Source organism: Bacillus sp. M5A3_1b (assembly GCF_053345335.1).
In genome coordinates this window covers 131,184-151,749 of record NZ_JBKEZY010000004.1, presented here as the reverse complement: position 1 = coordinate 151,749, position 20,566 = coordinate 131,184, and the positions used below count along the sequence as shown (strand labels likewise).

The window sequence follows — 20,566 nt, the reverse complement described above, 5'->3', positions numbered from 1 at the left end:
TTTCTAGTAACAAAAAGAAGAACCTCTTGTTTTTCTATATAAAGACATGGAGAGAAAATAACAATGATCACAAAAGTAATAACAAAAAGAAATTGGGAAATCGCAAAGATAAATGGAGAAATTAATGAAACTTCACTAAAAGAAGAAGGATTTATTCATTGTTCATTTTTAAAACAAGCTTTAGAAGTTGCTGAAAAATATTTTAGTCATGAAGAAGATGTTTTATTACTTACAATTGATCCATCATTAATAAAAGCAGAAATAAAATATGAACTTGCTTTTAACGGTCAAGAATATCCGCATGTATACGGAGTAATTCATATTGAATCAGTTGTAAATGTTACCCCATTTATTAAAGAAAAAGGAGAGTTTATATTACAAGAGGTACAAAATTAAAATTGTTATAAGCATTTAAATTAGCCAGAAAAGCACAAAATCTATAGTTTGTGCTTTTTTATTTTCTATTTTTTGTAAATACGTATTGTTTTTATCACATTAATACTGTACGATACATAGTATAAAACACATACTGTATGACATATAGTAATGAAAATGAGGTGAGTGAATGGATGCTTTATTAAATTCGTTAATTACTGAACTAAGAAGAGGTACATTAACATTAGCGGTTTTAAGCCAGTTAAGAACACCACAGTATGGGTATTCACTTGTTCAATTATTGGAGCAATCAGGGATTACAATCGATCAAAGTACGTTATATCCACTACTTCGCCGATTAGAAAAGCAGGAGCTAGTGACGAGTAGTTGGGATAAAACGGAGAGTAGACCGCGTAAGTATTATATTTTAAGTGAATACGGATTAGAGATATTTTTGCAGTTGAAAAAGGAATGGATAAAGGATTCGAAAGAACTTTATAAATTATTAAAGGAGGAGGACAAGAATGAATTTGATTGATATTTACGTCGAGGAAGTAGCGAAGAGATTACCTGAAAAAAATCGTGAAGATATTATTCTTGAACTACGGTCAACAATCGAGGATATGTTACCGACTGATTATAATGAAGATGATGAAAAAAGAGTTCTTGAAAAATTGGGGAGTCCAGTTTCATTGGCAAATGGGTACTTAGATAGGCCGATGTATTTAATTGGACCACGTTATTTTGATGTATATACGACGTTATTAAAAATGATCATACCGATTGCAGCTGTTATCGCACTCATTGCAATGGTTGCAGAAAATTTTGTAGGATATGACGGTGAGCAAGCGGTATTAAATGTTATTTTAAATCTGATAGGTAAAGGAATTGGGGAAATTATCGAAGTAGGCCTCCATGTATTTTTCTGGTTGACACTTGTATTTGCTATTTTAGAAAGAACGGATAAAGACAAAGGTACCGAGCCGTTGACAACAAGTTTAAAAAAGTGGACGCCAGATGATTTGAAAAATATTTCGTATATTCCGAAGAAAAAAGCAATCTCCAAGTTTGAAGTTTTTGGAGGGTTAATGTGGACGGCAATATGGGCTACACTTTACTTTTATGCGAATCATCTCGTTGGCGTATACAGTAGTACGGGAAGTGGATTGAAGTTTGTCGCGCCAACGTTTAATCAAGATGTGTTACTTCAGTATTGGCTAATCGTTGTGATGATAATTGTTTTTGAAATAGCTATATCTCTTTATAAGTTAGTACAGGGACAATGGACGAAAAGATTGGCAATCGGGAATACTATTCTCCAAATAGCTGGAACAATAGTATTCATTATAATTGTAGTAAATCCGCACATATTTACCGATGGATTTATTACGTTTGTGGCAAATGTGTTCACTATTTCTCTGGAAGAACTTAAAAAGTGGCTAATTGGTGGGGGGATTCTCATTTACGTTTTATCTGCTGCATTAAACATTTATGATGGCTTTCGAAAAGCTAGTGTTCGTGTAACAAATAGGTAGTTAAAAAGAGAACGTATATGAAAGGAAGAAAACGATGATAAGGGAAGCAACGGAAAAAGATGTAACATACATTTTAGATATTTATAATGATGCCATACTAAATACAACCGCTGTATATGCATATAAACCTGTAACCCTTGAAAATAGAATAGATTGGTATGAACAGAAAAAGTCTGAGGGTTATCCGATTTTAGTATATGAACTAGATAATAAAGTAGTAGGTTTTGCGACATTCGGTCCGTTTAGAGCTTGGCCTGCCTACAAATATTCAATTGAGCATTCTGTGTATGTTGATAAGGAATATAGAAAATGTGGGATTGGAACTTCTTTGATGAGAGCATTGATCACAATTGCAAAAGAAAGAGAATATATGACTTTAATTGCTGGAATTGATGCGGAAAATGAGAAAAGTATTTCTTTACATGAAAACTATGGATTTGTTCATGCTGGTACAATCAAAAAGGCTGGTTATAAGTTTAATAAATGGCTAGATTTAGCTTTTTATCAATTGGAGCTTAGCGGTCCTAAAACGCCTACGGAAGAATAGATAATTGTATTTTTCCTAGTATTTATTTTAGAAAGGTAGCATGGAGAAATTTCATGCTATCTTTTTCTTATTGTAATAGCCGATTTAATCTGCTAAAAAGGGTTTTTACATTCTATATTGAATTATTGAAGGTGATAAAACGATATGAAATGAGGAATGAAAATGGAAACTGTCATTCGAAAAATGAAAGAGATACAATCTGATCATGTTGGGATAACTATTTATTCTACAAAAAGCAATCGTATAGTTGCTTCATATAATGGTGAATTAAATATTCCGTTAGCATCGGCAGCAAAAGTAGTAATCGGATTTGTAGTAGCGCAAATGGTGAAGGAAAATAAATGTCATTGGAATGATATACTTCAGCATGTTAAATTTAATCCGAAAGAAGATAGTGCGCAGTTATATCCACATTTACAAGGGAGAAGGACTTTAACACTTAGTAAAGCAGTAGAAGTAATGATAGCATGTCATGATAGTTACGTTGCACAGTCAGTTGTAATGTACTGTGGTGGATGGGATGTTGTGAAAATGTATGCCCAAACGTACTTTTCAAAAATTCATATACAAGAGGACGCTAGAGATGAGAAAAATGTTGGAGAATTAAATGAAGTTCTTTCACTGTTAGTACATATTTTTCAGGGGTATAAATCAGAAGCAGAATTATGGGAACCAATTATTAATGGCATGGTAAGGCAGCAAGGAGAATATGAAGGGATACCATATTATCATATAGCTCATATGACAGGTGGATTGCCTACAGCAATAATAAATATTGGTATAATAGGGGTGTTTAACAAATTCCCGGTTCTTTACGTTATTGGGGGGAAAGATTTACCTAATCGAAGTGAAAATAAAGAAATAGATGAAGTTTTTGCAGTATCGTTGAAATACATATATAAAGAATATAGTAAAAGCATGCTAGGGGTGTGCGATTGAAAAGAAACTTAAAAACTTCAACAATTATCATATTAATTTTAACAATTATCGCTATTGAAGTTGGAATCGCGATTTATGATCATAATCTGTCATTGGATACGATTTACTTTGCAGCGATCCTTATTTGTATTGTATTGCTTTTTGGCACACGTGTTTCTGAAGAGAAAGAAAGTACATCGAAACGAGGGCGAAGAAAAATAGCTGTTATATTTTGGCCATCTATTTTATTGTCTATCGCTTGTTTTGCAGTTATAAGTTACATAAGGGTAGGCTATGTCTCTGTACCAGGGATAATTGGCTTTTCATGCTTTGTTACATATGGTGGATTCGTTTTGATTAGTATTTTAAAGGGGAAAAATAAAATGTAGCTTACTAAGTTGAAAGGAAGCAATGTATATGAAACATATAGAGAACGGTACACGTATTGAAGGAGAATACATTAAAAATAAAGTCATTCAATATAATATGTCCATCTTAACAGATGAAGTAAAACAGCCGATGGAAGAAGTAAGTCTCGTAGTAAAAAATGAAGAAGGAAAAATATTTGGTGGTGTAACAGGTACGATGTATTTTTATCATCTTCATATCGACTTTTTATGGGTTGATAAATCAGTTCGTCATGACGGTTATGGTAGTCAACTGTTACATAAAATTGAAGAAATTGCGAAGGAAAAAGGGTGCAGATTAATATTGCTAGATTCATTTAGTTTTCAAGCGCCAGAATTTTATAAAAAGCACGGTTACCGAGAGTATGGTATCGTTGAAGATCATCCGAAAGGTCATAGTCAGCACTTTTTTGAAAAGAGATTATAATAATATTATGTATACTGATTGATGGGAGAAAGCATATGTACACGTATAAATTGCAACAAGAACAACCAATCTGTGCAGAAAAAATAAAGAAGCTTTATGATTCTGTCGGTTGGTGGCCAGAAAGAAAAGAAGTCGATATTGAAAAAATGTTAAAGAATAGTATAGCCATTGGAGTATGGGAAGAAAATGAATTAGTTGGATTTGCTAGAGTCGTTTCTGATGGTGTTTTCGAGCATACATTGAAGATGTTGTCGTACATGAGAATGTAAGAAATAAAGGTATTGGAGAGAAAATGCTTACAATATTACTTCGAGAAATATCTCATATTGATATTGTTAGTCTATTTTGCGGAGAGAAGCTAATAAAGTTTTACGGTGAGCAGCAATTTCAAGCAACGAAGCAAATTGTGATGCATCGTAATCAAACAGGGAAAGAATAAGAGGTGCCAATTAAAATGAATGCAACAAGAGCGTACTGTTTATCGAAAAGAAAAGCGACAGAAGATTCTCCAGGTGGCTGGAGTGCAACATGTATGAGGCTTAATAATAAAATATTTGCGATAGTAAATCATGAAGAAGGCGAAAAAGCTGCGATTACATTGAAGTGTGATCCAGAAGTCGCATTAAGAATAAGAGAAGATTATCCAGAAACAATTATTCCAGGGTATCATATGAATAAAAAACATTGGAATACCGTTTATATTCATAAGGGTATAGAGCAGGAGCAAATTAATAAAATGATTGATTGGTCGTATGATTTAGTACTACAATCATTTTCAAAGAAAAAGCAGCAGGAGTTAATGGATTAATATGTATTAGGAGTGTGTGTAATGAAAGATTCGATTAAAGATACGTATGATAAATTAGCGAGTACATATAAAGAAAATCTAGATTTCGCAAATCCATATAACAGTTATTATGAAAGACCGGCGATGATGGAGCTTATTCCAAAGGAACTAGAAGGAAAAAAGATATTAGATGCTGGATGTGCAGCTGGATGGTATACTTCTCAATTCATAGGAAGAGGAGCAAATGTTACAGCAATTGATGTAAGTCCTGAAATGGTAAAAGCAGCAAAAGAAAATATAGGAGAAGAAGCGACGTTCCTTTGTCATGATCTGCAAGAAACATTGCCATTTGAAGATAATACGTATGATGTGATTGTAAGTTCATTAACTCTTCATTATATAGAAAATTGGAATCAAGTATTTCAAGAATTTCGTCGTGTATTGAAGCCAGGTGGAGAACTTATTTATTCTATTCATCATCCTTTTATGGATTTCACAAAGTTTCCATGTGAAAATTATTTTGAAAAACAGTTATTAATAGATACTTGGGTTAAACCGAATATTACTATTGAAGTCAAGTTTTTTAGAAGATCATTACAAGACATACTAAATGAAACTACAAATTATTTTGTATTAGAAGAGATAGTGGAACCGAAGGCAATTGAAAAAATGAAAGAAGTAAGCGAAAAATCATATCATTATTTAAATATGAATCCACATTTTCTTATCATAAAAGCAATCAATAAATAGCTAGTAAAATAACTTTGTTTTACTAGCTATTTACAGTTTTACATTACATATTAGGAGACTTTAAAATGAATACGAAACGAAATAGAGTAGTATATGCACTATTTACTATAGTTGTTATTATTTTAGGTCTTAGCTCAAGAAAGTTTGCTTTTGTACTACCACATCTATTAAATGATTATTTAGGTGATGCATTATGGGCATTAATGATTTTCACTGGCTTTGGATTTTTGTTTCCTAAAACAGAGACGAAGAAGTTGGCTTTTATTAGTTTAATGTTTTGCTACGGGATTGAAGCGAGCCAATTGTATCATGCGGAATGGATAGATAGCATTCGTGCAACGACTTTGGGCGGACTCGTGTTGGGATACGGTTTTTTGTGGAGTGATGTAGTGGCTTATACAATTGGTGTTGGAGTGGGAATACTGTGTGAGGTTATTTTTCGGAAGAAATAAGAATTGTAAAAGGGGTATTTGTAAATGGAACAAGCACTGGAAATTGCAAAGCTTTGGTTTCGAAATGAACATGTCACAGCTATTGTAATGCAACCAAGAGTAGCGAAGGTTTTATGCAAGAATAAAGAGTACATTTTAAAGAGAACGGGATCGATAAAGCAACTTCTAGTTGAATTCGATGTTTTGAAGCAACTGTATGAAAAGGGAATTAAAGTACAGAGAGTAGTAAAGACAGAAAATGATGAACAATATGTATTATATAAAGAAAAATGTTATTGCTTATATGAGTATGTTGCCGGAAGTGTTTTAGAAATAAAAGATACGAATAAGCTGGAAAGGCTAGCAAGTACAATTGGAGAAGAAATAGCTAATCTGCACAAAGCATTACATTCGGTGAATAGTGACCATGAGTTAATAAAAAGAGATTTATATAAGATGGTATTTGAATGGGCTATACCGATTTTAGAAAAGAATGAGTATGTTCATCGAGAGGTAATTCAAAAGATGGAGCGAATGCACGCAGCTTTCAAGGAAACGGTCCATTCATTACCGAGACAAATTATTCATCGTGATATGCATCTATCAAATGTAATCTTTAAAGATGATAAACTGGAAGGGTTTATAGATTTTGAAATTTTAGAAAATAATGTAAAAATATTTGATTTATGTTATTGCTGTACAAGTATATTAAGCGAGCTATTTAGTGATGAAAGATTAAGAGGGAAATGGTTACATATCGTTAGCAAAGTCTTTGAAGGTTATTATAAACAAAATGATTTAACGAAAGAAGAACTAAAAGCCGTTTGGTATGTTATGCTTTCAATTCAAATTATCTTTATTGCTTATTTTGTCCAGTTACCAGATTTATTAAAGTTAAATGAAGAAATGTTCTTCTGGATTTTTGCTAATAAGGAAGCTATTGAAAAAGTTATAGAAGGTATCGTAAAGGTATGAAAAAAATAATATTAATTGGTTCTGGTGGTTCAGGAAAATCTACATTAGCAAGGCAGTTAGGAAATAAATTAAATATTAAGGTGCATCATCTTGATGCATTATTTTGGAAACCGAATTGGGAAGGTGTTCCGAGAGAAGAACAAATAGCAGTTCAAAATAACTTAATTAAAGATGAGAAGTGGATTATTGATGGGAATTATGGCGGGACGATGGATATCAGACTGAATGCAGCTGATACAATTATCTTCCTTGATATTCATAGAACAATTTGTATTTATCGTGCGTTTAAAAGAATTGTAAAATACCGGAATAAAACAAGACCAGATATGGGCGCGGGATGTGAAGAAAGATTTGATTTGCAATTTTTTAAATGGATATGGAAATATCCTAATGCTAAACGACCTACAATTTTAAAAGGGTTAGAGCAATTGTCCGAAGAGAAAAAGGTTATTGTTTTAAAATCTCCAAATGAGGTTCGGAAATTTTTAGAGCACATATAATAATAGAATGTGACACAACAATTCTTTTTGGATCTTACCGATTAGTTTAATTAAACTAATCGTTTTTTATTATGAAAAATTTAACGCTTTTTGAAAATTGTATTTTGTAATGAGTATATGACTATAAATTCATATAAAATGAACGTTTGGAGGAATAGAAAATGACTAATGATTTAATTCAAACAATCGATTCATTAATGGTAAATATTCCAGCTGGAGAGGTAGTATTAAGAGATGATCGAATAAAAAAAGAATGGCTAGTGCAAATTCAACCATTTCTTCTTGCGAAGTATGCTGTAACAATGGAACTATATGATGCTATTACAAATAGTCCATTAAATAATTTTGATAAAAATCATAAACCAGTTGTCAATATTTCATGGAACGATGCCATTGCGTTTTGTAATGTACTTTCAAAAAAAGCGGGATTAAAAGAATATTATTCTATTAGTGATGGTGGTCAAATTGTGAAATGTAATTTAGATTCAAATGGCTACCGATTACCATCTGAGGCAGAGTGGCAATATGCATGTAAAGCAAGTACAACCGGATATACATACGGGAAACTCCATGATATAGCGTGGTATAATGAAAATTCAAATGGAGAGATTCATGACGTTGGCCAAAAAGAACCGAATGCATGGGGACTTTATGATATGCTAGGGAACGTTTGGGAATGGTGTTATGATTTGTATGATGAAACAGTGTACGGATCATATCGCATTTTTCGTGGTGGTAGTTGGGCTGAAACAGCGAGAGGGTGCGGCGCTACTTGTCGTCGTCGAAGCCATCCTACATTTCATATAGATGATCTCGGTTTTAGACTCGCTAGGTCAATTTAGTAGGAACATGCTACGAACAACTAAGAAAAGAGTATGGAGAAAATCCGTACTCTTGCCAACATAGAAACGATTTAACGTAAGGAGTGTTTATTATGGCGCGTGTTTTATTTATTAACGCTGGATCAGAAGGACATATAAATCCAACTTTACAAGTTGTAGAAGAATTGATTTCTCGTGGTGAAGAGGTCGTTTATTTTTCAATAGAAGCTTTCAGGGATCGGATTGAGAAGACAGGTGCTACTGTACGAACGATTGATGATCAAAAATTTATAAAAGCGTTTCTATCTGGAGGCAGAAATTATTTACAGGAAAGAATAAACGGCCTTCTACATACAGCGGATATTGTAATATCTAGCGTTCTAGAACAAATTGAAGGTGAACATTTTGATTATATGATTCATGATTCTATGTTTGGTTGTGGCCATTTAATTGCTCAAATTCTTAAACTTCCAGCCATAAATTCATGCACATCTTTTGCGCAGGATGAAAAATCCTTTGAGCAAATGTTAGGTCATCTGTCAAAAAATATCCCAGTAGAAATTCATGATAAAATACAGAATGATTTTCAAAACTTAACGAAGGGAATTGCTGAAAAATATGGTGTTGAAATAAAATCATCGTATGAAGTTTTCTGTAATCCTGCACCCCTTACTATTGTGTATACAATTAAGGAGTTCCAGCCTTTTGGTGATACGTTTGATGAAACATATAAATTTGTAGGACCATCTATCTCTGCACAAATGAAAAACAGAGACGTTGATTTTACTTCAATTGAAGAAAAAAGTCCGATTTATATTTCATTAGGTACTGTTTTTAATGAAGCGATTGACTTTTATAAACTGTGTATGAAGGCCTTTGAGAATAGTGAGCATACAATTGTTATGTCTATTGGTAATAAAACAAAAATAAGTGATCTAGGCGAAATCCCTAAAAACTTCATTGTGAAAAACTATGTGTCTCAAACCGAACTGCTTACTTATACGAAACTATTTATTACACACGGCGGGATGAACAGTACGCATGAAGGATTATATAACGGGGTTCCGCTCGTTGTAATACCGCAAAGTGCAGATCAGCCAGCAATCGCAAAGCAAGTGGAGAGTCTTGGAGCAGGAGTTCAATTACATATGAATGAATTAACCGTGGAGAAATTGCGTGAAAGTGTGGAGTTAATTTTAAATAACCCTTCATATAAAGAGGCTGCTTTGAATTTGAAGGAATCATTCCGAACATCGGGTGGATATAAGGAAGCTGTTGATAAAATTTTTACATTTGTAGGTCAGTAATAAATATAAAGTTATACATGAAAAAAGTGTCTATATTAAATGATATAGACACTTTTCTGTTGTAAGAAGAGAAGAATTGTTTAAATGGAAAAAATGAAAATACTAAATGTGAATTTTGAGAACTAAGTCTACAATTTCTGCTGCACACTTTTATTTTATCCCGTATTAACCGACCGTAAAACCCCAACTAATTAAAGTTTTACTTTATGATTTCAGGATGTGGTTTTATATGTTAGTAATAATTTCACTGTTTCTGCACAACTTCTGCACATGCTTAGGCGAGTTCTATGTCATGATATATTCATCAAGTGAAATATTTCACAAGAAATGAAATATATTTTCACTGCGGTGTATGCATAATGAACACATACATCGATACAAGATTGTCTCTTGTTATTCTTTTACATCGAAGCCCACATTACACTACGAAGTATAACAAGAAGGGGACAGGAATATGAATAATCGATTATTAAAACAACTACAAAATATGAAAATGAACAAAAAAAGTCTAGGAGCTGTTGCATTAACAGCTGGAATTATTGGCACGACACTTATTCCTCAAAACGCATACGCGCACGGTTTTGTTGAAAAGCCTAGCAGCCGATCTGCTTTATGTAGTCCAACTTATGGTGCACTAAATGTAAACTGCGGAAGTGTTATGTATGAACCACAAAGTTTGGAAGCTCCAAAAGGGTTCCCGCAAGCTGGCCCAGTTGATGGCCAAATCGCTTCTGCAGGTGGTAAATTTGGTGGTATTTTAGATCAACAAACAGCAAATCGTTGGTTTAAAAATACAATCACAGGCGGGGAAAATACTTTTACTTGGAAGTATACAGCGCCTCACTTAACGAGCAAATGGCATTACTATATTACTAAAAAAGGATGGAATCCAAATAAAGCGCTCACAAGAGCAGATTTAGAACCAATTGGAACTGTACAACATGATGGCTCTGCAGCCTCAAATCATTTAACTCACAAAATTAATGTACCTACTGATAGAAGTGGATATCATGTGATTTTAGCAGTATGGGATGTAGCTGATACAGCAAATGCATTCTATAATGTAATTGATGTTAATCTAATTAATGATGTGAAACCAGATATAGAAGCTCCAAGTAGTCCAAATGGAATTCAGACACAAAAAGTAACAGCGAATAGTATAGAACTAACGTGGAACGCTTCTACGGATAATGTAGGGGTAAAAGGGTATCAAATCTTCCGTAACGGAGAGATGATTGATACAGTACCAGGAACTCATTTTATTGATAAAAAATTACAACCAAGTACAGAATACTCTTATACTGTAAAATCAATTGACTCAGCTGGAAATGTATCGAAAGAAAGTGCAGCGCTTACAGTAAAAACAACAGTTGAGGCGCCTGATACAGAAGTACCAACACAACCAAAAGGATTACATAGTATGGGAACGACAGCGTCAAGTGTGGATCTAATGTGGAGTCCTTCTGACGATAATATTGGTGTAGACCATTACGATATTTATAGAGAAACAGAAGGATCAATGAAAAAGATTGCAACATCCAATGCGACTTCTTATATGGATAAAAATTTACTTCCTAATACTACTTATAAATATGTAGTGAAAGCTGTTGATGTAGCTGGAAATGAATCTGTACAGAGTGATATATTCACAATTACTACAAAAACTGAAAGCGCTTCATATGAAGAGTGGAATTCAAAGAAAGCATATGAAAAGGGAGATAGAGTTCTACACGAGGGAAAAGTATATGAAGCTGTCCAGAGTTATAAAGGAAATGGGGATCCAAACTGGATTTATGCCTTATCATTATGGAAAACAGTATAAGCTTTACTAAGGTATGAACTAAGAGATAATGGGCTTTGATGCAAAAGGACATCTTGAGAATTCATTTTTCTATTAATAAAAAAGGGTAGTATATAAATTCATATACTACCCTTTTTATTATGATAGTACTTTCGTCATAAGAACGTGCGGAATACCATCTTCAATAAATACATCAGAAGAAGTTTGATAATCTAATTTTTTATAAAATCCTTCAGCTTGTGTTTGACCGTGTAGTTTTACTTTTGTAGCTTCTTTGTCACGAGCAATGTCTTCTAGCGCTTTGATTATTACTTTTCCTAATCCGTATTTACGATAGTCTTTTAAAATACAGATGCGTTCTAATTTTCCTGCACCGTCAACAAATCGTATACGACCTGTACCTACAGGAAGATCGTTATAATAAACTAAAATATGTTTGCATTTCTCACCGATTTTATCAAATGTATCGAATTCATCTTCAAGAGGGACATTTTGTTCTTTTACAAATACTTCTTTTCGAATATGAAAGGCAGTTTCTAAATCTGTAAGTTCTGTTATGACTTTAGAGTGCAAATTGTTCAGCCCTTTCTAGTGTGATGTGCTTTTGTTTTCATAGTATATCATAATGATACGCAATACAGAGAAAATATAAAAAGCTGACTGTAAGAGTCAGCTTTCATTATAGTTCCTTTATCCCGTTTTTTGTTCCAATAATCGCCTTACTAGTCATATTAACAAACAATCCTGTTTCAACTACACCTGTAATCATTTTTAATTGAGTGTGTAAATTGGTAGGATTAGTTATGTTATGAGGGAATATACAATCAATAATCATGTTATTGTTATCGGTAATAAACGTTTCATTATTTTTTAAACGTAACGTTGTTTGACAACCTAAAGATTGAATTTTCCTTTCGGTTTGTTTCCAGGAAAAAGGTATTATTTCAATAGGTAATGGGAAAGTACCTAAATGTGTTACAAGTTTCGATTCGTCAGCAATAATAATTAGTTCTTTGGAGGAAGTGGCAACAATTTTCTCGCGAAGTAATGCGCCACCACCACCTTTTATAAGTTGTAAATTAGCATCAATTTCATCCGCTCCATCAATTGTAAGATCAAGGCTTTGTACGTCGTTTAACGAAATTAGAGAGATATTTAGTTGTTTAGCTAATACTTCCGTTTCTTTTGACGTTGGTACAGCTTGAAATGATAAGCCTTCTTTTACACGCTCACCTAATTTTTGTATCAACCAATATACAGTAGAACCTGTGCCAAGTCCAACTTTCATCCCATCTTTTACAAAGTTTGCAGCATATGCACCAGCGAGCTGTTTTAAATTCAGCATATTATTCTGCTGGACGTGGGCCTGCATCTAGACCTGAATTTTCCACTGTAAGTATAGGACGAACGACTATATCTTTATGTACGTGCATTTGGCATGATAAACGTAAGTGATCTTCAATTCCTTTTTCCGTAATTGCATTTTTTTCATTAGAACTTGCTTCACAAAACTCACCTGCTATAATTTCTACTCTACAAGTTGTACAGCGCGCTTTCCCACCGCAGCGATGGAGAATGTGTACACCGTTATCTTCGATCGCTAATACTAACTTTGTGCCTTCTTTTACATCAAAAGTTCCCGCACCTTCAATTGTTAATTTTGGCAAATTTGTTCCTCCTCACGTAAAATTGTACATAACATATTTATGACCGCGAATTATTGAACATAAACATAATATTTTTATATGCCCCGTAACTTTTTTATTTGTTTAATCGTTAATTAAGTAAGCGCTGAAAAGGAGTGGTTATTTTGTGCACAAAAGTAACTCATATTTTAAAGAATCATATCGATATGAATCATTCAAATATAAACTTTTTAATTGAGCAATATGGAGAATTGAAAAGGTACTGTACATTTTTAACGAAAAACAAATGGGACGGCGAAGATCTTGCTCAAGAAACAGTTTGTAAAGTTCTTCAAAAATATAGTAATAAAGATATTTGTATGACGCTTGTATATAAAATAGCTAGAAATCGCTGGATAGACCAGATGAAATCAAAATCAGTTCATGAAAAAATAAAGGAACAAATTATTTTTGATGCCCCACAAGAGAACATTGCAGATTTGCATGAAATGGTAGGGAAAGTATTATCGTCATTAAATGTACAACAATCCACAATTTTATTATTAAAAGATGTTTTTCAATATAGTTTAGCTGATATTGCTAAAGTATGTTCCGTATCGGAAGGGGCAGTAAAAGCTTCTTTGTTTCGTAGTAGAAATAGGCTGAAAACTGTAAGTGAAGAAGGGATAGAGATCGTCGAATTCACAGATGATATGGAAGTTGTAGTAACGTCTATTCGAGAGGAGAGACCGGAATTATTAACGAAACTGCTTCCGACAATAGATTTTACTAAGTTACCATCTAAACAGCCAGTCTTATTATTTAATGTGAAAAAACCTTCTTCCTACAGTTGTGTGCTTTGCGCCGCATAACAATTATTGGAGGGATATAAAATGAATGCAATTCCATATGTTGTAGAACAAACGAAATTAGGAGAACGTTCCTATGATATATATTCAAGGTTATTAAAAGACCGTATTATTATTATCGGTTCAGAAATAAATGATCAAGTAGCGAGTAGTGTCGTAGCTCAATTATTATTTTTAGAAGCGGAAGATGCAGAGAAAGATATATATTTATACATCAATAGCCCAGGTGGTTCAACAACAGCGGGTTTTGCCATATTAGATACGATGAATCTCATTAAACCAGATGTACAAACGCTATGCATGGGATTTGCAGCATCATTTGGTGCATTGTTATTATTATCAGGTGCAAAAGGAAAACGGTTTGCGCTCCCTAACAGTGAAATTATGATTCATCAGCCACTTGGTGGTGCGCAAGGCCAGGCAACAGAAATTGAAATAACAGCGAAAAGAATACTAAAGTTAAAGCGTGATATTAATAAAATGATTGCAGAAAAAACGGGGCAATCGATTGAAAGAGTAGCACATGATACAGAAAGAGACTATTTTATGACTGCTGAAGAAGCGAAAGAATATGGGATTGTAGATGATGTTGTTACGAAAAAATAAGATAAAACAGGCTAGAGGAATAGCATATCCTCTAGCCTGTTTTATTAATCTTTTATCCATTCATCAACTAGCACTTGATTGTTCTTAATCCATTTTCGCGCCGCTTCTTCGGGATCTTTCGTTTTATTTAACTCGACCATTAATGTACCAAGCTGTTCATCGTTCATTTTCCATTTGTCAAAGTATTTTATGATATCCGGATGATCTTTTTCGAAACCTTTACGAACGGAGTAATAAATGTCATCTTTTTCACCATATACTTTCTTAGGGTCTCTTAAATATTTTAAGTCAAATTCTGAAAAGCCCCAATGCGGATTCCAAAGCGTAACAGCGATTGGTTTCTTTTTCGTATATGCTTTCTTTAATTCACTCATCATCGCAGCTTCAGAAGATTGGACAAGTTTTAGTTTTATATTATATTCCTTCATTGCTTTATTCGTTAAATTCATAAGACTACTTCCGGGTTCGATACCGACAATTTTGTTATCTAGTTCATCTTTATGAGCATTTAAATCCTCAATACTGTTTATGTTTTTCATATAAGAAGGTACGACAAGGCCAAGTCCGGTACCTTCATACCATTTTGATTTTAAGACAATATCATCTTTATAACGATCGTTTAGCGGTTTATCCGTAACGGGTAGCCATACTTCTAAATTAGCATCAACATCACCGCGAGCGACACCAGTCCAAATTGCCGCTTTTTCTAAATACATGAGCTCAACTTTATAGCCTTTTTGTTCTAATAGAACTTTCCACATGTTTGCGGTTGCAATGTTTTCTTTCCAACTTGTTACACCAAGTTTAATTTTTCCTTTCGAATTTGCATTTGTTGCATTACATGAAGAGAATATCATAGTAATAAATAATGCAAGGCATATAAGCCGTATTTTCTTTTTCATCGAAACCCTCCTAAAAAATGCTTGCCTTTTTAAATAAATGTATAAGTAAGCATTCTTATTATGAACGGAAACGCGAATTTTAAAGAAATCTTATGAATGTCATTTTTATGTAATATTTCTTTGTAAAATCGCAACACTATATGAATAGATGGGTAGAAAAGGAGTAGTGACATGGATAATACAAAGGTGCGTGTTGAAAACGTAACAAAAGTATTTGGGAAACACCCGCAAAGAGCGCTGTCTTTATTAAAAGAAGGAAAAAGCAAATCGGAAATTTTGAAAGAGACAGGAATGAACGTTGGTGTAAAAAAGGCAACCTTTGAAGTATATACTGGAGAGATTTTCGTTATTATGGGTTTGTCTGGTAGCGGGAAATCTACGTTAGTTCGGATGTTAAACCAATTAATTAAACCAACAGCGGGACATATATACATAGATGGTGAAGATATCGCAACGATGGGAAAAGAAGAGTTGCGAAGAGTGAGAAGAACGAAGATGAGTATGGTATTTCAAAAGTTCGCTTTATTTCCACATCGTACAGTGATACAAAATGTTGCGTACGGGTTAGAAATTCAAGGAGTACCAGTAGAGGAACGAGAGAATAAAGCGTTAGAATCGCTACAGTTAGTAGGACTTGATCATCATAAAGATAATTATCCAAGTCAACTTAGTGGCGGTATGCAGCAACGTGTTGGAATCGCAAGGGCATTAACAAATAATCCAGATGTATTGTTAATGGATGAGTCATTTAGTGCATTAGACCCACTGATTCGAAAAGAAATGCAAGATGAGCTGTTAGAATTACAAGATAAAATGGAGAAAACAATTATTTTTATTACACATGATTTAGATGAAGCTCTTCGAATTGGAGATCGTATCGCATTAATGAAAGATGGAGAGATTGTCCAAATTGGAACACCGGAAGAAATTATGATGAGTCCTGCCAATGAATTTGTAGAGAAATTCGTAGCGGATGTAAATTTAGGGAAAGTAATTACGGCGGAATCTATATTAAAACGACCGGAGACTTTATTAATTGATCGTGGACCGCGTGTAGCACTTCAAATTATGAGGAACGCTGGCGTTTCTACTGTGTATGTTGTTAACAAAAAGTATGAGTTTTTAGGGATATTAACGGCAGATGATGCGAGTAAAGCCGTTCAAAAACAGTGGCCAATTGCTGATTTATTACTTACCGATATCCCGCATGTGTATTTAGATACTTTACTTGAAGAAACGTATGCGAAAATGGCGGAGATGAAATATCCGTTACCAGTAATTGATGAGAAGAAAAGGCTAAGAGGAATTATTAAACGCGAAAGTGTCATTCAAGCTCTTGCAGGTAATATTGAGGAAGAGGTGAAAGACGATGAGTAGTATACCACGTATTCCTTTAGGGGAATGGGTTGATTCATTTGTTGCAAGTTTATATGAGCACCTTGAAGGCTTATTCCGAGGATTCTCTTATATTATTGGTGGATTCGTTGATTTACTCACTAATTTTTTAACAATAATACCGGCCATATTGATGATTATTATTCTTTGTTTCCTCATTTGGTACACAACGAGAAAAGTATCTTTAATTATTTTTACACTGATTGGTTTATTATTTATTTTAAATATTAACTACTGGGCACAGACGATGCAAACATTAGCACTTGTACTTACGTCTGTTATTATTTCAATTATTGTAGGAATCCCAATCGGAATTTTAGCTTCTCAAAATGAACGCTTCTCAAAATTTTTAAAACCGACATTAGACTTTATGCAAACAATGCCGGCTTTCGTATATCTTATTCCTGCGATTACATTTTTTGGAGTAGGTGTAGTGCCTGGGATTATCGCATCCGTAATCTTTGCAATGCCACCGACAATTCGTTTTACTGACTTAGGAATTAGACAAGTTCCAGAAGATTTAATTGAAGCAGCGAATGCGTTTGGCTCTACCGCATCACAAAAATTATTTAAAGTACAATTACCACTCGCAACTGGAACGATCATGGCTGGCGTGAACCAAAGCATTATGCTTTCTTTATCTATGGTAGTAACAGCATCTCTTGTAGGAGCACCAGGTCTTGGAGTTGATGTATACCGCTCTGTAACACAAGTTAATATCGGAATGGGATTTGAAGCCGGACTAGCTATCGTTGTCATTGCGATTATATTAGACCGTATTACACAAGGATTTCATCAAAAAAGAAGATAACAAAAAAACACACTTTATTATACAAAGTGTGTTTTTTGTTTGAATAGATTACATACGAACAATGACAGAACCACCAGGTGGTGCACAAACTTGTTTTTGGTGTTGTTCCATTGATTTATATTTGGATTCCAATGAGGATGCATTTGAATCATTCCTCCTTAAATAACTTACTGATATTTCTTATAGTAAATGCCTATATATATTTAATGGTTACTTGAAATTTTTTCATTATAAAAGGAGTATGCACAGAAAATGGAAAATATTATATGTGAAGTTATAGTGCATTTTTTGGAAATATTCAAGTGAGATAGTGAATATATTAATACATTCAAGTAAATGTATGTTATTTAGGGAGAAATGATGGGAGGAGATGCAATTTTGGCTAAAAATAATAAAAGGAATGATGCCTTGGCAATAGGTGTCGGTATAGGGGTTGTAATCGGTGTGTTTCAAGGGTTCTTTACTAATAATTTAGTAATCGGAATTGTGATTGGAATCGTAATTGGGATTGCGTTTTTGAAGAAATAATAAGGTGCAAATTTATTTCAAAAATTGCCGAATTGAAAGAATGAATTTTCGGAATATAAATCCTTTTTTTATGATATTATTAATAAAAAGGATGGTGCTGGATATGTCAACAAATAATCAAGTAGAACGAAAATGCTTTATTTGCGAGAAACATAAAGGAAATATTACAGTTCCAGGTGGAGCTATTTATGAAGATGAACTCGTTTATGTTGGACATGTCCACTGGGATAGTGAAGAAACATACCTTGGTTATGTAATGATAGATATAAAAAGACATATACCTGGTCTTGCTGAACTAACAGATGAGGAAGCGAAAACGTTCGGACTTATAACAAGTAGAGTAAGTAAAGCGTTAAAAGAAAGCGAAGGTGCAGAGCATATTTACACTTTTGTTTCAGGAAATGGTGTACCACATATGCACATGCACATCATACCGCGTTATCCAAATACACCCAGAGAATTTTGGTCACCAACTGAAGTAGCGAAATGGACTGATGCGCCATATGGTGACGAAGAGAAAATCAAAAAAATATGTGAAAGAATACGAAAGTATATGTTAAATGAGTATGCATACAACAAATAATAGACAATATTCTTGGGTTGGAAATACAGAAATGTGTTTAGGAGAAATTTCAGTTAAACAATATGGTGACGTTGTACTTGGAAAATACGGCGGGAATATAAGCGCCGGAGCAAAAAAGAACGAAGATGGTGCGTTAGTTTGGTCAAATGGTGATTGGGAATTTGCAGCTATTTTAGATGGACATAATAGTGCGGAAAGTGTTGATTTAGTAGTAAATACAGTTGAAAAAGAATATGAAAATATAAAAGTAATGATGAATGAATCGATTGATACAGTATTTCGATCTATTGAAAATCATATACTTACTATCTTTCAATCCCCCTCATTTAAAGAAAAGTGCAAAAGAGTAAAAGGTGAAACAGCGTGCTTAATATGTGTAAGAAAAGAAAACTACATATGGTGGTTATCTATTGGCGATTGTTTAGTTTATGTATTTCATGAAGAGTTACATAAGTTAGGACAATATGCATTAAATCAACGTCACTTTTACGAATGGATTGGAAATGTAAATACCTTTGATTTATCTGTACCTTGCTACTCAACCGGAATTCGTGAATTACGTACTGGGAAGAATCGAATTGTAATGGTTACAGATGGAGTATTAGAATGCGGGGAACGACACTATGAAACACCATTAAATCTATATAATGATATGAACAGAAATAATATAGAACTTGAAGAAAGTGTTTATCATGTATTAGAGCACGTCCATCATCAATTCGGACGAGATAGTGCGACAATTATTAGTTGGGACGTTGAAAACAAAGAGAATGCTACTTATCCGAGTGATCAGCCGGAGAAAAGATAAAGGAGGAGACATCACCGCTTTTAGTTAAAGGAATTTTATTAGTATTATGGATCATATTCTTAGTTGTTTTGGAAAAAGTAGTGAGAAAAAAATTAAATATATCGAAACAAACTGACTGGAATAGTAAATATGTAAACAACGCTCATAAATGGGGGACTAGGGCTCTTATCATTTCTTATATAATTGTTGCGATGATATGTGCTACTTTAAATCCTATTTATATTAGTAATTTACCCATACTATTTTTAATAACTTTATATTGCTTTCAATCATATATGGAGTGGAAACATGATAAAGAATCGAGGGAGTATGTCATTTCTTTAGGCACGGTTCCGCTATTAGTAATAACAGGAATTATTCTTAATCTTTTCTTTTATACCTATTGGATTTAATCATATGTGGAATGAATGGGGAGACAAAATGAAAAATCCTAAATTACGTGCTGAAGCAATGATTTTAAATGAAGATCATTCTAAAGTACTTGTACAATGCGATGAAAATGAATCATTTTATCGTTTTCCAGGTGGCTCTATTGAATTTGGTGAAACGTCAAAAGAAGCAATAATTCGAGAGTTAATAGAAGAATACGATTTGAAAGTTGATGTTCAAGAGTTAGCAATTGTAAATGAACACATTTTTGAGTGGGACAACGAAAAAGGTCATCATTGTACATTGATACATTGGGGGACTGTTGAAAAAATCATTACAAATAAAATAAGGCATAAAGAGCATGAGGATATTATATTAATTTGGAAAAGTCTAGAGGAATTACAGGAGAAGCCGACATATCCTGAAGGCATCATAAGTTATTTAGAAGGGGATAACCGTAATATAGTCCAATTTATTTCAAGTAATTAA

28 protein-coding genes and 1 pseudogene are annotated in these 20,566 nt (G+C 33.6%); 25 read left to right on the top strand and 4 right to left on the bottom strand.

Features of this window, described 5'->3' with window-relative positions; translation table 11 throughout:
- Nucleotides 1-63 precede the first annotated feature (63 nt).
- The 16 genes and pseudogenes from ACLBWW_RS13355 to ACLBWW_RS13280 all read left to right on the top strand — a co-directional run bounded on the left by ACLBWW_RS13355 (nucleotide 64) and on the right by ACLBWW_RS13280 (nucleotide 11,602).
- Complete coding sequence (locus ACLBWW_RS13355) at nucleotides 64-396, top strand: DUF952 domain-containing protein (RefSeq protein ID WP_048547376.1); 333 nt, start codon at nucleotides 64-66, stop codon at nucleotides 394-396.
- Nucleotides 397-565: 169 nt separating this feature from the next.
- Complete coding sequence (locus ACLBWW_RS13350; RefSeq protein ID WP_048547374.1) at nucleotides 566-913, top strand: PadR family transcriptional regulator; 348 nt, start codon at nucleotides 566-568, stop codon at nucleotides 911-913.
- Complete coding sequence (locus ACLBWW_RS13345; RefSeq protein WP_048547372.1) at nucleotides 900-1,910, top strand: HAAS signaling domain-containing protein; 1,011 nt, start codon at nucleotides 900-902, stop codon at nucleotides 1,908-1,910. The genes ACLBWW_RS13350 and ACLBWW_RS13345 overlap by 14 nt, the downstream gene beginning before the upstream one ends.
- Before the next feature lie 34 nt (nucleotides 1,911-1,944).
- Nucleotides 1,945-2,457: a GNAT family N-acetyltransferase gene (locus ACLBWW_RS13340; RefSeq protein WP_098067957.1), complete on the top strand. Its 513-nt coding sequence runs from the start codon at nucleotides 1,945-1,947 to the stop codon at nucleotides 2,455-2,457.
- 162 nt (nucleotides 2,458-2,619) lie between these two features.
- Entirely contained in the window at nucleotides 2,620-3,396 is a 777-nt protein-coding gene (locus ACLBWW_RS13335; protein WP_098221978.1) for a serine hydrolase, read from the top strand.
- Nucleotides 3,393-3,764: a hypothetical protein gene (locus tag ACLBWW_RS13330; protein WP_098067956.1), complete on the top strand. Its 372-nt coding sequence runs from the start codon at nucleotides 3,393-3,395 to the stop codon at nucleotides 3,762-3,764. Before ACLBWW_RS13335 ends, ACLBWW_RS13330 begins: the two co-directional genes overlap by 4 nt.
- A gap of 28 nt (nucleotides 3,765-3,792) precedes the next feature.
- Nucleotides 3,793-4,209 carry a GNAT family N-acetyltransferase gene (locus ACLBWW_RS13325; protein ID WP_000680417.1) on the top strand — a complete coding sequence of 139 codons (417 nt, stop codon included), beginning with the start codon at nucleotides 3,793-3,795 and terminating at the stop codon, nucleotides 4,207-4,209.
- 35 nt (nucleotides 4,210-4,244) lie between these two features.
- Nucleotides 4,245-4,648 (top strand): annotated as a pseudogene (locus ACLBWW_RS13320) (GNAT family N-acetyltransferase).
- A gap of 15 nt (nucleotides 4,649-4,663) precedes the next feature.
- Entirely contained in the window at nucleotides 4,664-5,017 is a 354-nt protein-coding gene (locus ACLBWW_RS13315) for an MmcQ/YjbR family DNA-binding protein (protein ID WP_048547363.1), read from the top strand.
- Between the two features lie 21 nt (nucleotides 5,018-5,038).
- On the top strand, nucleotides 5,039-5,746 hold the full coding sequence (locus ACLBWW_RS13310; protein ID WP_000655256.1) for a class I SAM-dependent methyltransferase: 708 nt from the start codon (nucleotides 5,039-5,041) through the stop codon (nucleotides 5,744-5,746).
- A gap of 65 nt (nucleotides 5,747-5,811) precedes the next feature.
- Nucleotides 5,812-6,198: a ribosomal maturation YjgA family protein gene (locus ACLBWW_RS13305; protein ID WP_447614068.1), complete on the top strand. Its 387-nt coding sequence runs from the start codon at nucleotides 5,812-5,814 to the stop codon at nucleotides 6,196-6,198.
- Nucleotides 6,199-6,222: 24 nt separating this feature from the next.
- Complete coding sequence (locus tag ACLBWW_RS13300; RefSeq protein WP_098221975.1) at nucleotides 6,223-7,152, top strand: phosphotransferase enzyme family protein; 930 nt, start codon at nucleotides 6,223-6,225, stop codon at nucleotides 7,150-7,152.
- Entirely contained in the window at nucleotides 7,149-7,652 is a 504-nt protein-coding gene (locus tag ACLBWW_RS13295) for a DNA topology modulation protein (protein ID WP_000720552.1), read from the top strand. The genes ACLBWW_RS13300 and ACLBWW_RS13295 overlap by 4 nt, the downstream gene beginning before the upstream one ends.
- Before the next feature lie 161 nt (nucleotides 7,653-7,813).
- Complete coding sequence (locus ACLBWW_RS13290; RefSeq protein WP_098067952.1) at nucleotides 7,814-8,494, top strand: formylglycine-generating enzyme family protein; 681 nt, start codon at nucleotides 7,814-7,816, stop codon at nucleotides 8,492-8,494.
- A 92-nt stretch (nucleotides 8,495-8,586) separates the two neighbouring features.
- Nucleotides 8,587-9,780, top strand: coding sequence for a macrolide family glycosyltransferase (locus ACLBWW_RS13285; RefSeq protein ID WP_098221972.1), 1,194 nt, complete (start codon nucleotides 8,587-8,589; stop codon nucleotides 9,778-9,780).
- 454 nt (nucleotides 9,781-10,234) lie between these two features.
- Nucleotides 10,235-11,602, top strand: a complete 1,368-nt coding sequence (locus ACLBWW_RS13280; protein ID WP_098221970.1) for a lytic polysaccharide monooxygenase — start codon at nucleotides 10,235-10,237, stop codon at nucleotides 11,600-11,602.
- Nucleotides 11,603-11,719: 117 nt separating this feature from the next.
- Here the strand turns inward: ACLBWW_RS13280 and ACLBWW_RS13275 are convergent, their stop codons facing one another.
- From ACLBWW_RS13275 to ACLBWW_RS13265, 3 genes are all read right to left on the bottom strand, one after another.
- A complete protein-coding gene (locus ACLBWW_RS13275) occupies nucleotides 11,720-12,154 on the bottom strand; it encodes a GNAT family N-acetyltransferase (protein ID WP_098123849.1) in 435 nt (144 codons plus the stop codon).
- Between the two features lie 106 nt (nucleotides 12,155-12,260).
- Entirely contained in the window at nucleotides 12,261-12,923 is a 663-nt protein-coding gene (rpiA, locus tag ACLBWW_RS13270) for a ribose 5-phosphate isomerase A (RefSeq protein WP_098143882.1), read from the bottom strand.
- A gap of 4 nt (nucleotides 12,924-12,927) precedes the next feature.
- Nucleotides 12,928-13,248: a 2Fe-2S iron-sulfur cluster-binding protein gene (locus tag ACLBWW_RS13265; RefSeq protein WP_001125375.1), complete on the bottom strand. Its 321-nt coding sequence runs from the start codon at nucleotides 13,246-13,248 to the stop codon at nucleotides 12,928-12,930.
- 143 nt (nucleotides 13,249-13,391) lie between these two features.
- On the opposite strand from ACLBWW_RS13265, the gene ACLBWW_RS13260 reads away from it, so the two are divergent.
- Together ACLBWW_RS13260 and clpP are read left to right on the top strand one after the other, a co-directional pair.
- Nucleotides 13,392-14,078 carry an RNA polymerase subunit sigma-70 gene (locus ACLBWW_RS13260; protein WP_098079751.1) on the top strand — a complete coding sequence of 229 codons (687 nt, stop codon included), beginning with the start codon at nucleotides 13,392-13,394 and terminating at the stop codon, nucleotides 14,076-14,078.
- A 21-nt stretch (nucleotides 14,079-14,099) separates the two neighbouring features.
- Nucleotides 14,100-14,681: an ATP-dependent Clp endopeptidase proteolytic subunit ClpP gene (clpP, locus tag ACLBWW_RS13255; RefSeq protein WP_000991621.1), complete on the top strand. Its 582-nt coding sequence runs from the start codon at nucleotides 14,100-14,102 to the stop codon at nucleotides 14,679-14,681.
- A 44-nt stretch (nucleotides 14,682-14,725) separates the two neighbouring features.
- Here clpP and ACLBWW_RS13250 read toward each other — a convergent pair whose 3' ends face one another.
- On the bottom strand, nucleotides 14,726-15,583 hold the full coding sequence (locus tag ACLBWW_RS13250; protein WP_098221967.1) for a glycine betaine ABC transporter substrate-binding protein: 858 nt from the start codon (nucleotides 15,581-15,583) through the stop codon (nucleotides 14,726-14,728).
- Between the two features lie 171 nt (nucleotides 15,584-15,754).
- Here ACLBWW_RS13250 and ACLBWW_RS13245 point away from each other — a divergent pair, with 171 nt between their 5' ends.
- The 7 genes from ACLBWW_RS13245 (at nucleotide 15,755) to ACLBWW_RS13215 (ending at nucleotide 20,566) form a co-directional block, all read left to right on the top strand.
- Entirely contained in the window at nucleotides 15,755-16,960 is a 1,206-nt protein-coding gene (locus ACLBWW_RS13245) for a quaternary amine ABC transporter ATP-binding protein (protein WP_000370614.1), read from the top strand.
- The gene (locus tag ACLBWW_RS13240) at nucleotides 16,953-17,789 is read left to right on the top strand and encodes an ABC transporter permease (RefSeq protein WP_000095064.1); all 837 of its coding nucleotides are present in this window, start codon (nucleotides 16,953-16,955) and stop codon (nucleotides 17,787-17,789) included. Before ACLBWW_RS13245 ends, ACLBWW_RS13240 begins: the two co-directional genes overlap by 8 nt.
- A 360-nt stretch (nucleotides 17,790-18,149) precedes the next feature.
- Complete coding sequence (locus ACLBWW_RS13235; RefSeq protein WP_048547350.1) at nucleotides 18,150-18,317, top strand: hypothetical protein; 168 nt, start codon at nucleotides 18,150-18,152, stop codon at nucleotides 18,315-18,317.
- Between the two features lie 40 nt (nucleotides 18,318-18,357).
- Nucleotides 18,358-18,900 carry an HIT family protein gene (locus tag ACLBWW_RS13230; protein ID WP_095205759.1) on the top strand — a complete coding sequence of 181 codons (543 nt, stop codon included), beginning with the start codon at nucleotides 18,358-18,360 and terminating at the stop codon, nucleotides 18,898-18,900.
- Nucleotides 18,884-19,708, top strand: coding sequence for a PP2C family serine/threonine-protein phosphatase (locus tag ACLBWW_RS13225; protein WP_088110299.1), 825 nt, complete (start codon nucleotides 18,884-18,886; stop codon nucleotides 19,706-19,708). Before ACLBWW_RS13230 ends, ACLBWW_RS13225 begins: the two co-directional genes overlap by 17 nt.
- Before the next feature lie 68 nt (nucleotides 19,709-19,776).
- On the top strand, nucleotides 19,777-20,100 hold the full coding sequence (locus tag ACLBWW_RS13220; protein WP_098132629.1) for a DUF4181 domain-containing protein: 324 nt from the start codon (nucleotides 19,777-19,779) through the stop codon (nucleotides 20,098-20,100).
- A 28-nt stretch (nucleotides 20,101-20,128) separates the two neighbouring features.
- Nucleotides 20,129-20,566, top strand: a complete 438-nt coding sequence (locus ACLBWW_RS13215) for an NUDIX domain-containing protein (RefSeq protein ID WP_141497601.1) — start codon at nucleotides 20,129-20,131, stop codon at nucleotides 20,564-20,566.